Raw genomic sequence first — 13,047 nt, 5'->3', positions numbered from 1 at the left:
GCGTTGGGGTGCGTGCATCGCAAGGCGGAGGAGGGAGCCACTGCGGAGCATTGGCGACCGACGACAACGCGGCGAGGTGCGTGCCCCGGCGTCGCGCACCCGGCGGGAATTGTCAGACACGCCCTTAACGCCCGACCGATCCGGCCCGGCGGCCGCAGCCCGCTCACCGACCCTTCCCAGGACACCCCATGTATCGCACCGCACTGCGCAATGTGCTGGCCCACAAGGGCCGACTGCTGATGACGGCACTGGCCGTCATGCTCGGCACCGCCTTCGTGGCCGGAACCATGGTCTTCTCCGACACCTTCGGCAAGGCCATGCGGGACAGCAACTCCAAGAGCTACTCGGACGTCTCGGTCCAGGTGGTGGACCGCGCGGCCGGCTCCGCCGCCTCCGCCCGGCAGAAGAGCGAGGGCGGCTCGGCCGCCCTCACCGACGCCACCGTCCAGCAGCTGTCCGCCCTGCCGGGCACCGCCGGCGCCCGAGGCGTCGTCAGCGGCTTCACCGGCGTCGCCGACAAGAAGGGCAACCTGATCGGCCAGGTCTGGGCCGCCAAGGGCGCCAACTTCGCGCCGGGCCAGGACGGCAAGGACCCGCGCTACCCGATGGTCGAGGGCCAGGGCCCGAAGACCGCCAAGGAGGTCGCGCTCGACCGCAAGACCGCCGACAAGGGCGGCTACAAGGTCGGCGACACCGTCCGGGTCGCCGCCAACGGCCCGGTCGTCGAGGCGAAGCTCACCGGCGTCTTCACCACCGACGACCCGGTGGTCAACACCGGCGGCTCGCTCACCCTGTTCGACCGGGCCACCGCCCAGCAGACCCTGCTGGAGCCGGGCCGCTACAGCGGCATCGTGCTCACCGCCAAGCCCGGCACCAGCCAGGACGCGCTGCTCGCCCAGGCCCAGCCCGTGGTGCCCTCCGGCCACCAGTTCGACGTCGAGACCGGCGCCAAGCTCAAGGCCGACGAGCAGGAGATGATCACCAGGAGCACCAGCAGCATGCGCACGATGCTCCTGGTCTTCGCCTTCATCTCGCTCTTCGTCGGCATCTTCATCATCGCCAACACCTTCACCATGCTGGTCGCCCAGCGCACCAAGGAGCTGGCCCTGATGCGGGCCATCGGTGCCAGCCGCAAGCAGGTCACCCGGTCCGTGCTGATCGAGGCCCTGCTGATCGGCACCGCCTCCGCCGTGGCCGGCCTGCTCGCCGGCATCGGGATCGGCGCCGGGATGCAGTCGCTGATCGGCGCGATGAACGAGAACATGCCGAACGGCTCGCTGGTGATCAAGCCGCTCACCGTCGTGGTGACGGTCGTGGTCGGCGTCCTGGTGACGGTCATGTCGGCCCTGCTGCCCGCCATGCGCGCCTCTCGGATCGCCCCGGTGGCCGCGATGAGCAGCGGCGACCAGCCGGTCTCCCAGAAGAGCCTGGTGGTCCGCAACACGATCGGCTCGGTGCTCGCCGGCGGCGGCCTCGCCCTGATCGGCTACGGCGCCTCCACCGGCAACGACAGCGGCCGGCTGCCGGTCGGCCTGGGCGCCTTCCTGGCCCTGATCGGCGTGTTCGTCCTGCTGCCGCTGCTCTCCCGTCCGGTGGTCGCGCTGGTCGGCCCGCTGCTGCGCGGTCTCGGCGGCACCCCGGGCAAGCTCGCCCAGCAGAACGCGGTGCGCAACCCGCGCCGCACCGCGGCCACCGCCGCCGCGCTGACCATCGGTCTGACCCTGGTCACCGGGCTCACCGTGATCGGCGCCTCGGTCAACGACACCATCGACCGGGCCGTCACCAGCTCGATGAAGGCCGACTTCATCGTCGGTGCCGCCAACGGCATGAGCCTGTCCGAGCAGGTGCCCGCCCAGATCGCCAAGGCCCCCGGGGTGGCCGCCTCCTCGGCGATGACGACCGCGTACTGGGACCTGAACGGCACCAGCAGGACGGTCAACGGCCTGGACGCGGCCGTCCTCGACCAGCTCGCCGACGTCGAGCTGACCAGCGGCTCCACCGCCGGCTTCGGCCAGGGCCAGCTGCTGCTGGACGAGGACGCCGCCAAGAAGCTGAACGTCACCACCGGCTCGGTGCTGACCGTGGCCTACCCGGACGAGTCCACCGGCAAGGTCACCGTCGGCGGCGTGTACAAGGCCGGCGGCATGCTCGGCCCGGTCATGCTGGCCAACAGCGAGATCGCCAAGCACGAGCCGAAGCCGTACGTCTCCGACGTCCTGGTCAAGGGCAAGGACGGCGCCACCGACGGCCTCAAGCAGGCGCTCAAGGACGCCACCGGCGCCAACCCGGTGATCGAGGTGAAGTCCAAGCAGGACGTCCGGGACGAGTTCAGCCAGACCATCACCTTCGCGCTGAACCTGATGTACGGCCTGCTGGGGATGGCGGTCCTGATCGCGATCCTGGGCGTGGTCAACACGCTGGCGATGTCGGTCTTCGAGCGCAAGCGCGAGATCGGGATGCTGCGGGCGATCGGCCTGGACCGCAGCGGCATCAAGCGGATGGTCCGTCTGGAGTCCGTGGTGATCTCGCTGTTCGGCGCCGGCATCGGCCTGCTGCTCGGCTGCTTCATCGCCTGGGCGATCAACGGCACCCTGAAGGCCAGCCTCTCCGGCCTGACCACGGTCCTGCCGTACGGCCAGCTGGCGATGTTCCTGGCGCTGGCCGGGGTGGTCGGCCTGGTGGCCGCGATCTGGCCGGCCCGCCGGGCGTCCAAGCTGGACATCCTGTCGAGCATCAAGACCGACTGACCGGTCCCGCAACGAGAGAGGTCCCCTGCCGGAGGGTTTCGGCAGGGGACCTTCTACTTCTGTACTCCGCCCGGTCGCACGGCCGGCTGAGCACCACGGAGGTCGTGGTCCGGCAACGCTGCCGGGCGGAGGGCCTCCGACTCATACCCCGGTGCTCCCACACCGGGGTCTCAGTCGCTTACTTGCTGGCGAGTGCCTTGTCGGCGGCCGGCTTGGCGGCCTCGACGGGCTTGGTGGGCGGAGTGACCTCCTGGATCGGAAGCTGCGGCCGCTCCATCTGGGCGAGGCCGACCATCTCGCGCTTGAGGAACATCGCGAGCGTCCAGTCGGTGAAGACGCGGACCTTGCGGTTGAAGGTCGGCACCATCGCGCCGTGGTACAGGCGGTGGAACCACCAGGCCGGACGGCCCTTCAGCTTGTACTTGCCGAAGAGGATCGCCACGCCCTTGTGCAGGCCGAGGCCGGCGACCGCACCGAGGTTCTTGTGCTTGTACTCCTTCTGCGGGAAGCCGCGCATGCCGGAGATCACGTTGTCGCCGAGGACGACGGCCTGGCGGCAGGCGTGCTGCGCGTTCGGCGGGCACCAGGCGCCCTCGCCGGCGGCGAGGTCCGGCACCTGGGCGTTGTCGCCGGCGGCCCAGACGTAGTCGAAGCCCTGGACCTGGAGGGTCGGCGCGGTGTCGACGTGGCCGCGCGGGCCCAGCGGCAGGCCGAACTCGGACAGCACCGGGTTCGGCTTCACGCCGGCCGTCCACACGATGGTGGAGGCGTCCATCTCCATGCCGTTCTTCAGCATGACGTGGCCGTCGACGCAGGAGTCCATGGAGGTCTCGATGTAGACCTCGATGTTGCGCTCCTCGAGCTTCTCCTTGGTCCACAGACCGAGGTCCGGGCCCATCTCGGGGAGGATGCGGTTGGCCGCCTCGACCACCACGAAGCGCATGTCCTCGCGGCTGACGGTCTTGTACAGCTTGGCCGCGTCGCGGGCCATGTCCTCGACCTCGGCGACGGTCTCGATGCCGGCGAAGCCGCCACCGATCACCACGAAGGTCAGCGCCTTGCGGCGGATCTCCTCGTCCGTGGTGGACTCGGCCTTGTCGAGCTGGGCCATGACGTGGTTGCGGAGGCCGATGGCCTCCTCGACCGTCTTCATGCCGATGCCGTTCTCCGCCAGACCCGGGATCGGGAAGGTGCGGGAGACCGAGCCGGTCGCGACGACCAGGTACTCGAAGGGCAGCTCGTAGCTGTCGCCGGCCGCGGGCTGGATGGTGGCGACCTTGCGGGCGTGGTCGATGCCGGTGACGGACCCGGTCAGCACCTCCGCCTGCTTGAGGGCGCTGCGCAGCGGCGCGACGAGGTTGCGGGGCGCGACGTTGCCGCCGGCCGCCTCGGGGAGGAAGGGCAGGTACGTCATGTACGACCGCGGGTCCACGACCGTGACGGTCGCTTCGCCGTAACGCATCTTCTTGAGGATGCGCATCGCGGCATACAGGCCGACGTAACCACCGCCGACAATGAGGATGCGAGGACGCTCCGTGGTGCTCATATCCGAAAGTATCCAGCACCGTCCGGAGCAGCCTTCGTGAGCCCGGTCACAAGATGAAGGACCCCCCGTGCTACACTGCGCGGCCGCAAAACCGGGCCCGGCACGGCGACCCCCACCCCTGGACGGCCCCGCGCGAGCGCGCGCCGGAGCACGACCGGCCTGAGCAGCAACGATCCGCACAGCGCCCGGGTTCCCGCGCATGATTTCGAATTTCAAACCTCAAGCGAGCCCTGACCTGCGATCCCATGGGCTACCCGGCCACCAGGCCTTCGGTCCCACATTTCGGACGTAGCGGGCGGGTGGGTGCGGCGAATGGCCGGATCGCCATGTGAAGAAATTCACGAACTTTTCCGCCCGCGCTCGGGCGCGCCCCGGCCCCGGCCCCCCGAAAGGGGTGCCGGGGCCGGTCCGGGTAAGCCCCGCACGGGGTCAGGAGGCAATACCCCAGGCGATTCCGTCGAGGATGTCGTGCTCGCTCACGACCACCTCGGCGGCGCCGGTGCGCTCCATGATCTCCAGCAGCTCCAGCGCCCCGGCCGCGATCACGTCCACCCGGCCCGGGTGCATCGACGGGATGGCCGCGCGCTCGGCGTGGGTGGCGGCCAGCAGCTCCCGGGCGATCCCGGCGACCCGGTCCCGGCCGATCCGCGAGTGGTGGATCGCCGCCGAGTCGTAGCCGGGCAGGCCCTGGGCGATCGCGGACACCGTGGTGACCGTCCCGGCCAGGCCCACCAGGGTGGCCGCGCCGGTCAGCGGGACGACCTCCTCGGCCCGGTCCAGCTCCGCCCGCACGTGCGCCCGGGCGGCCTCGACCTGCTCCTCCGAGGGCAGCTCGGCGTCGCCGAAGTACCGCTCGGTGAGCCGCACGCAACCGATGTTCACCGAGCGGGCCGCCTGGACGTCCTCCGAGCCGAGCACGAACTCGGTGGAGCCGCCGCCGAGGTCGAACACCAGGTACGGGCCGGGGAACTGACCGCCAGTCAGCTCCTTGGTGGCGCCCACGAAGGACAGGTGCGCCTCCTCCTCGCCGCTCACCACCTCGGGCTCGACGCCCAGGATGTCGCGCACGCCCTTGACGTACTCGTCGCTGTTCTCGGCGTCCCGGGAGGCACTGGTGGCGACGAAGCGGACCCGCTCCGGGCCGACGCCGAAGCCGGCGATGATCTCCTGGTACTCCCGGCAGGCCGCGAAGGTGCGGGCCAGCGCGTCGGGGTGCAGCCGGCCGGTGCGGTCCACGCCCTGGCCCAGCCGGTTGACGATCATCCGGCGGTCGAGGTCGGTGATCTCCCCCGTCTCCGGGTCGAGGTCGGCGACCAGCAGGCGGATCGAGTTGGTGCCGCAGTCGATCGCGGCCACTCGGGTCGTGCTCACTCGGACTCCCGCTCCGCCGCGGCTTCCTCCACGGCGCGCTTCTTCGCGGCGCGCTCGGCGGTCTTCTGCTCCTTGGCGGCGATCACGGCCTCGTGGTCCTGCTCCTTGGCGCGGTTGCGGGCGACCCGCTCACCTGCGGCCTCGACCTCCGCCGGGGAGACGCACGGGCCCTTGGCCCACCAGTCCTCCAGCATGCCGATCGCCTCGTCGCCGAGCGGGTTGACGCCCTCGCCGGCCGCCAGCGAGTGGCCGACCAGCACGTGCAGGCACTTCACCCGGTCCGGCATGCCGCCGGCGCTCGGGAAGCCCTCCAGCACCTCGATCGCGTCGCGCCGGGCGATGTAGTCCTCGTGCGCCCTCTGGTAGGCGGCCGCCAGCTCCGGGTCCTCGGCGAGCCGGGCGCTCTGGTCCTTCATCACGCCCTCCGCCTCCAGGGTGCCGATCAGCGAGGCGGCCTTGGGGCAGGTCAGGTAGTAGAGCGTGGGGAACGGCGTGCCGTCCGGCAGCCGGGGGGCCGTCTCCACGACGTCCGGGTTGCCGCAGGGGCAGCGGTGCGCCACGCCGCGCAGGCCGCGCGGCACCCGGCCGAGCTGGGCGGCGATGGCCGCGACGTCGGCGTCGGAGACGGAGGGGTGGTTCTCAGTGGTCATGGGGGGAGGTGTCTCCAACGGGGGACGGTGGGAGGGGAAGGGGGGTGGCGGGGGCCGCCGCCGCGGTGTCGGCGGCGTCCACCGAGTCCCAGATGCCGGCGTACCAGGGCTTGGCGGCCTTCGTCCGGTCGGCGGCGCTTCCGGAGGCCGCGGTGCCGGAGGAGGCCGCACCCGCCGCGGACGAGGAGGGCTGGGCGGAGGCCCGGCCGGCCGGATCCACCGCGATGTACGGGGTCTCCCCCGGCACCGCGTAGTGCAGCCGGGCGCGGGCCTGCGCCTTCACGTACTCCGGGTCCTGCCAGCGGGCCTTCTCCCGGCGCAGCTGCTCGACCTGCTGGCGCGCGTGGTCGGCCTTCGCCCGCTGGGCGGAGATCTCGGCGCGCTGGGAGATGAACTGCCGCGTCGGGTAGGCGAGGATCGCCACCAGCGAACAGAGCACCAGGACGAGGACGGTCGCCCGGCTCGTGAACCGGGGCCGGGCCGCCAAGCCCGGGATCCTCCAGCCAGCCATCTCCCGTATCCCCTCCTGGTCGCGACGGTGCCCCGCCGTCCACCCTACGGGGTGAACGGCGGGGCACCGGTCAGGCGTGCGCTACCGGGAGCGCCCGGCCCTCGTGCTCGCCGTGCGGATCGCTCCGCACAGCGGCCGGACCCGGTCGCTCCACGAGCGGCCGTTCCTGCTACTCCGCGGAGCGGAAGCGCGGGAAGGCGCCGCGGCCGGCGTACTCGGCGGCGTCGTCGAGGATCTCCTCGATGCGCAGCAGCTGGTTGTACTTGGCGACGCGCTCGGAGCGGGCCGGGGCACCGGTCTTGATCTGGCCGCAGTTGGTGGCGACGGCCAGGTCGGCGATGGTGACGTCCTCGGTCTCGCCGGAGCGGTGCGACATCATGCAGCGGTAGCCGTTGCGCTGGGCCAGCTCGACGGCGTCCAGGGTCTCGGTCAGCGAGCCGATCTGGTTCACCTTCACCAGCAGCGCGTTGGCGGTGCCGGTCTCGATGCCGCGGGCCAGGCGGGCCGGGTTGGTGACGAACAGGTCGTCGCCGACCAGCTGGACCTTGTCGCCCAGCTTGTCGGTCATGGCCTTCCAACCGTCCCAGTCGGACTCGTCCAGCGGGTCCTCGATGGAGACCAGCGGGTAGGCGGCGACCAGCTCGGCGTAGTACTCGATGAGCTCGGCGGCGGTGAGGTCCTTGCCCTCGAACTGGTAGGCGCCGTCCTCGTAGAACTCGGAGGAGGCGACGTCCAGGGCCAGCGCGACGTCACGGCCGGGCACGTAGCCGGCCTTCTCGATGGCCTCGACGATGAGGTCCAGCGCCTCGCGGTTGGAGTCCAGGTTCGGGGCGAAGCCGCCCTCGTCGCCCAGACCGGTGGACAGGCCGCGCTCCTTCAGCACGCCCTTGAGCGTGTGGTAGACCTCGACGCCCCAGCGGACGGCCTCGGAGAAGGACTCCGCGCCGATCGGGGCGATCATGAACTCCTGGATGTCGACGTTGGAGTCCGCGTGCGACCCACCGTTGAGGATGTTCATCATCGGGACCGGCAGGACGTGCGCGTTCGGGCCGCCCAGGTAGCGGAACAGCGGCAGGTCGCTGGCCTCGGAGGCGGCGTGCGCGACGGCCAGCGAGACGCCCAGGATGGCGTTGGCGCCGAGCGAGGACTTGTCCGGGGTGGCGTCCAGGTCCAGCATGGCCTGGTCGATCAGGCGCTGCTCGGTGGCGTCGTAGCCGACCAGCTCCGGGCCGATCTGCTCGATGACGGCCAGGACGGCCTTCTCGACGCCCTTGCCGAAGTAGCGGTTCTTGTCACCGTCACGCAGCTCCAGCGCCTCGAAGGCACCGGTGGAAGCACCCGACGGGACAGCGGCACGACCCGTGCTGCCGTCGTCGAGGCCGACCTCGACCTCGACCGTGGGGTTGCCGCGGGAGTCGAGGATCTCACGGGCTACGACGACATCGATGGACGGCACGAGGCATCTCCTTGCGGAAGCAGGGTCCGGTCTGACGGTGGTGCTGTCAGCAGGACGATTGCGGAGTCGTTACGACCAGAGCCTAACCGCCCGGGCTCCCGGGGCCACGTCCGCCTCGGTCCCGTCTCAGCGTGTGGCCCCACTACCCACCGGTAGTTCACCTGCTTGTCCCAGCTTGTCCCACCGGAGCGGGCGAATGCGGACGAAGGGGACCGGTAGGACCGGTCCCCTTCGGACGGCGGGGTGAGGCGGCGTCGGCGCCGGGCGCGGCGGGCGGGCCGGCGTCGAGCTGGCCGGCGTCGAGCGGGCCGGGTCAGCCGAGGTGCAGCACCTGGCCGGGCATGATCAGGTTCGGGTCGCCGCCGACCGTGCCGTGGTTCTGCTCGTACAGCGCGTGCCAGCCGCCGGACACGCCCTGGGCGGCGGCGATGGTCGACAGGGTGTCACCGGCGCGGACGGTGTAGTCGTGGCCGGTGGCCTGCGGGGCCGACTGCGCGGCCTGCGGGGCGTACTGCGGCTGGGCGGCGGCCTGGCCGGCGTACTGCTGGTAGACGCTCTGGTGGCTGGTCCAGTACCAGGCGCCGTTGCTCTGGTACCAGTACACCTTGGCGTCGGCGTCCCAGCCGGCCTTGCCGGAGAAGCCCGGGGTCTGCGGCTGCGCCTGCTGCTGCGGGGCGGCCTGCTGGACCGGCTGCGCGGCGGGCTTCGGGGCCTGCTTCTGGGCGGCGGGCTGCTGCGCGACCGGCTTCTCGGCCGGCTTGGCGGCGGGCTTCGGGGTCTGCTGCTTGGGGGCGGACTGCGGCTTGGCGTCCGAGGAGGTGTCGACCGCGGCCGGGGCGCCGCCCTTGGTCAGACCGGCCTTCTGGGAGCAGACCGGCCAGGCACCCGGGCCCTGCGAGGCCAGCACCTTCTCGGCGACCGAGATCTGCTGGGCCTTGCTGGCCTGGTTGGCCTGCGGCGCGTAGGCGGTGCCGCCGTACGCCTTCCAGGTGCTGGAGGTGAACTGGAGGCCGCCGTAGAAGCCGTTGCCGGTGTTGATGCTCCAGTTGCCACCGGCCTCGCACTGGGCGACCGCGTCCCAGGTGGAGGCGGGGGCGGCGGAGGCGCCGGTGGCGGTGAGGAGCGGCATCGCGAGTCCGACGCCGGCCACACCGGCGACGGCGATGGCCTTCTCGGCCTGGGTGCGACGACGGTGACGGCCAGTTCCAACGAACAGCATGAAGAGGTCCCTCTCCGCACGCCTGCGAGGTGAGCTGTCGGGTTCGGACCGGGAGGTGGCCCGGCCGCCGTATGCGGAAACGATTCCGCTCGGGCGGCTTCACCCCAAGCCGTGGGGAGACGGCAACAAACCTGGTTCCCCCGCCCCTGCCCAGGGTTCTGGTCGGTTTCCCGTGACGCGGCGGGCAGGACTCGGCGTTCCGCGTACGAGGTCCGCAGCTGCGAACTCCAGGGAGAGTAGACAGATCATCAGACCAATCACAAGCTCATATCGTCGATATCACACAATAATTACGGCGCGTGTTCGATCGCCTACCAACGGCGGTGTTATGTCCGGATTGATGGGTGTTCACACCCCCGTCGGCAGGTGGTTCGCGACGTCCCGTCAGTGCGATCTCAGCAGGTCGGAGGCGTGGCGGGAGTGTTCGACGAGGCCTGCGGAGAGGCCTGCGAAGGAGCGTGCGGAGGGGTCTGCGGAGAGGCGTGCGGGGAACGGCTCTCCGGACTGAATTCCACCGGGAGTTCGCGCAGCCCACGCATGATCAGGCCACCGCGCCACCGCAGGTCGTCCGCGCTTTCCGCGAGCCGGAGATCGGGCAGCCGGGAAAGCAGCGTGGTCAGCGCGGCACGACCCTCCAAGCGGGCGAGCGGAGCGCCGATGCAGTAGTGGATGCCGTGCCCGAAGCCCAGGTGGGGGTTGTCCGTCCGGGCCAGGTCCAGGGTGTTCTCGGCCGCGAACCGGGCCGGGTCGCGGTCCGCCGCGGCGAGCACCACCAGCACCGGGTCGCCGACCGGGATGTCCACCCCGCCGATGGTCAGCGGCCGGGTCGCGAACCGCCAGGTCGCCATCTCCACCGGCCCGTCGTAGCGCAGGAGTTCCTCGATCCCGGTCTCCAGCAGCGCGCTCTCCCCGCGGGCCACCGACTCCTGCAGCAACCGGCGCTGCTCCGGATTGCGCAGCAGGGCGTACGTGCCGTTGCCGATCAGGTTCACGGTGGTCTCGAAACCCGCGAACAGGAGGATGAAGGCCATCGCCGCGGCCTCGTTCTCGGTCAGGTGCTCACCGTGGTCACTCGCCCGGATCAGGCCCGAGATCAGGTCGTCCCCGAGGTCCGCGCGCTTGCGGTGGATCAGCTCCAGCAGGTACGCCCGCATCCGCTTCACCGCCCGCCCCACGCCGCCGCGCTGGCCGCCGCCGTGGCCCGGCTTCGTGTGGCGCACCATCATCCCGGCCCAGTCCCGGAAGTCGTCCTGGTCCTCGGCCGGCACGCCCAGCATGTCGCAGATCGCGTAGATGGGGAGCGGGAAGGCGAACTCGTGGATCAGGTCCGCCGAACCGCGCTGCGCGAAGCCGTCGATCAGCCGGTCGGTGAGCTGCTGCACCCGCGGCTCGAACTCGGCCACCCGGCGCGGGGTGAACGCCTTCGACACCAGCCGGCGCAGCCGGGTGTGGTCCGGCGGGTCGATGTTCAGCAGGTGGGTCATCAGGTCCGCCTGCCGCTCCCCCGGGATGCCCACCCGGCCGGTGCGGTGCGCCTGCTCGCTGTGGTGCGCCGGGTTCTTCGACAGCCGGCTGTCCGCGAGCGCCTGCCGGGCGTCCGCGTACCGGGTCACCAGCCAGGCCTCCACCCCGCTCGGCAGCGTGGTGCGGTGCACCGGGGCGTGCTCGCGCAGCCAGGCGTAGGCGGGGTACGGATCGGAGGCGAACTCCCAGGTGAACAGCTGCGGGGCGGTGGCGTCGGACGGCGTGGCGGCGGGCCGGGCGGAGTCGGGCTGAGCTGGCATGGACCGACCGTATCCGGTGCGACGGGCACGCCCCGCTCCGGCGGGCCGCCGATGCTCCGTGGACGGCCCATGGACGGTTCATGGACGGCCCGTTGACTGTCCGCGGACGGTCAATGGACAGCTCTTGGCCGACTCTTGGCCGCGATGCGGGCGTGAGCCTGGTCACCTGCGGGGTAATCCCTGTTGCGGAGGGTCAGGACGTGCCTACGATCCTCCGCAGTACGCGTGGGCGCCGGTGCGGTGTCGTCCACAGGGAGGAGCAGGCCATGCGGGTCAGCGGGTCAGTCGTCGTCATCGCGGTCCTCGACGGCGGTTCGGGCGCGGGACTCGCCCGCCGGTTCGCCGCGGCCGGCGCCTCCGGAATGCTCATCGCCGACCAGTACGCCGGCATCGCCGAGGACCTCGCCGCCGAACTCGACCGGCCGGGCTGCCCCGTCGTCGGCGTCTGCGGCGACATCCGCCGCCCCAGCGACGTCGCCGCCCTCGTCGACACCGCCGAGAAGCACCTCGGACCGATCGACCTGTTCGCCGTGGCCGGCCCGGACGGCGAGCGGATCATCTCGCTGGCCGAACTGCCCGACCACCTCGACCTGGAGCGGCTCGCCGAACTCGTCGTCCTCGTCGGCGAGGCCATCGGCGAACTCGTCCCGCCGCAGCGGTGCCCGGAGCACACCGCCACGGCGGCCTGAGCGCCTACTTCCCGTCGGGCTCCCCGGCCGGCTTGAGGCCTTCGGCCGCGCGCACCGCGTCCCGGTAACCGCGCGCGGCCGACCGCAGCGCCGCGTCCACGTCCACCCCGGCGTCGTGCGCCCGCTGCGCCACCGCGAGCAGCAGCCGGCCCGCCGAGTCGGCGGTCAGCTCGACCGGCAACTCGTACGACTCGTCCGGCACCCCCGTGAAACCCGCCCGGCGCACCCGGGACACCAGCTTCGCCGCGTACGCCAGCGCGGGCAGCCCGGCCGGCACGCCGTCCAGCACCGACTCGCGGTCCGCCTTCTCGGCCGCCTTCAGCTGCTCCCAGTTCGCCTCCACCTCGGCGGCGCCGCCGGCCTCGACGTCCCCGAACACGTGCGGGTGCCGGTACATCAGCTTCTCGACGATGTCCCCGGCCACGTCGTCGACGGTGAACGGCTCGGTCGGGTGCTCCTCGGCGATCCGGGAGTGGAAGAACACCTGCAGCAGGACGTCGCCCAACTCCTCGCGCAGCGCCTCCCGGTCCCCCTCCTCGATCGCCTCGACCAGCTCGTACGCCTCCTCGACCAGGTACTTCACCAGGCTCTCGTGCGTCTGCTCGGCGTCCCAGGGGCAGCCGCCCGGGGAACGCAGCCGGTCCATCACCGTCACCAGGTCCAGCAGCCGCGACCCCGGCAGGTCGTACGAGCCGGGCAGCACCTCGATCTCCGGCACCTCGCCGGCGTGCTCCACCGCCAGCCTCGCCAGCGCGTCGGTCAGCCCCGGATCCCCGTCCGGACTGCCCAGCCACACCGTCGGCCCGGCCACGGCGGGCTGCCCGGTCAGCAGCCGCGCCAACGCGGGCGCCGACCCGGCCGGCACGACCTCCACCACCACCCCGGCCTGCCGCACCGCCGCCACCTGCGGATGCCACTCGTCCCCCACCAGCACCCGCCCCGCCGACCGCAACGCCTCCCACGCCGGCCACGCCAGCAGGCCGGGAGCCACCCGGTGGGTGGTGGTCAGCAGGATCAACTTCGCGCCCGGAGTCTTCGTCGGCACAGCATTCGTCGTCACCCCCCGAACCTACC

At 71.7% G+C, this 13,047-nt stretch carries 9 protein-coding genes, 1 pseudogene and 1 riboswitch; of the genes and pseudogenes, 2 read left to right on the top strand and 8 right to left on the bottom strand.

Going from position 1 to position 13,047, the window contains the following annotated elements; translation table 11 throughout:
- The first annotated feature begins 188 nt into the window (after nt 1-188).
- Nucleotides 189-2,747: an ABC transporter permease gene (locus tag ACFWJ4_RS05315; protein WP_380539402.1), complete on the top strand. Its 2,559-nt coding sequence runs from the start codon at nt 189-191 to the stop codon at nt 2,745-2,747.
- A gap of 178 nt (nt 2,748-2,925) precedes the next feature.
- Here ACFWJ4_RS05315 and ACFWJ4_RS05310 read toward each other — a convergent pair whose 3' ends face one another.
- The 7 genes and pseudogenes from ACFWJ4_RS05310 to ACFWJ4_RS05280 all read right to left on the bottom strand — a co-directional run bounded on the left by ACFWJ4_RS05310 (nt 2,926) and on the right by ACFWJ4_RS05280 (nt 11,284).
- Entirely contained in the window at nt 2,926-4,293 is a 1,368-nt protein-coding gene (locus ACFWJ4_RS05310; RefSeq protein ID WP_359909991.1) for an NAD(P)/FAD-dependent oxidoreductase, read from the bottom strand.
- Nucleotides 4,294-4,722: 429 nt separating this feature from the next.
- Nucleotides 4,723-5,664 carry an exopolyphosphatase gene (locus tag ACFWJ4_RS05305; RefSeq protein ID WP_380539399.1) on the bottom strand — a complete coding sequence of 314 codons (942 nt, stop codon included), beginning with the start codon at nt 5,662-5,664 and terminating at the stop codon, nt 4,723-4,725.
- A 128-nt stretch (nt 5,665-5,792) separates the two neighbouring features.
- Nucleotides 5,793-6,332, bottom strand: a pseudogene (locus ACFWJ4_RS05300) (DUF501 domain-containing protein); the annotation flags it as partial.
- Nucleotides 6,304-6,825, bottom strand: a complete 522-nt coding sequence (locus tag ACFWJ4_RS05295) for a septum formation initiator family protein (RefSeq protein WP_359910000.1) — start codon at nt 6,823-6,825, stop codon at nt 6,304-6,306. The gene ACFWJ4_RS05295 and the pseudogene ACFWJ4_RS05300, both read right to left, overlap by 29 nt.
- Nucleotides 6,826-6,994: 169 nt before the next feature.
- Nucleotides 6,995-8,281, bottom strand: a complete 1,287-nt coding sequence (gene eno / locus ACFWJ4_RS05290) for a phosphopyruvate hydratase (protein ID WP_359910003.1) — start codon at nt 8,279-8,281, stop codon at nt 6,995-6,997.
- 313 nt (nt 8,282-8,594) lie between these two features.
- Entirely contained in the window at nt 8,595-9,500 is a 906-nt protein-coding gene (locus ACFWJ4_RS05285; RefSeq protein ID WP_380539396.1) for a transglycosylase family protein, read from the bottom strand.
- 5 nt (nt 9,501-9,505) lie between these two features.
- A riboswitch (cyclic di-AMP (ydaO/yuaA leader) is annotated at nt 9,506-9,674 on the bottom strand.
- A 221-nt stretch (nt 9,675-9,895) separates the two neighbouring features.
- A complete protein-coding gene (locus tag ACFWJ4_RS05280; RefSeq protein WP_380539393.1) occupies nt 9,896-11,284 on the bottom strand; it encodes a cytochrome P450 in 1,389 nt (462 codons plus the stop codon).
- Nucleotides 11,285-11,550: 266 nt separating this feature from the next.
- Here ACFWJ4_RS05280 and ACFWJ4_RS05275 point away from each other — a divergent pair, with 266 nt between their 5' ends.
- The gene (locus ACFWJ4_RS05275) at nt 11,551-11,973 is read left to right on the top strand and encodes an SDR family NAD(P)-dependent oxidoreductase (protein ID WP_380539390.1); all 423 of its coding nucleotides are present in this window, start codon (nt 11,551-11,553) and stop codon (nt 11,971-11,973) included.
- Between the two features lie 4 nt (nt 11,974-11,977).
- Here ACFWJ4_RS05275 and ACFWJ4_RS05270 read toward each other — a convergent pair whose 3' ends face one another.
- Nucleotides 11,978-13,033, bottom strand: a complete 1,056-nt coding sequence (locus ACFWJ4_RS05270) for a MazG family protein (protein ID WP_380539387.1) — start codon at nt 13,031-13,033, stop codon at nt 11,978-11,980.
- Between the last annotated feature and the right edge of the window lie 14 nt (nt 13,034-13,047).

It is taken from the genome of Kitasatospora sp. NPDC127067, assembly GCF_042724755.1.
Taxonomy (GTDB): domain Bacteria; phylum Actinomycetota; class Actinomycetes; order Streptomycetales; family Streptomycetaceae; genus Kitasatospora; species Kitasatospora lactacystinica.
This window is presented reverse-complemented; position numbering and strand designations above follow the sequence as displayed.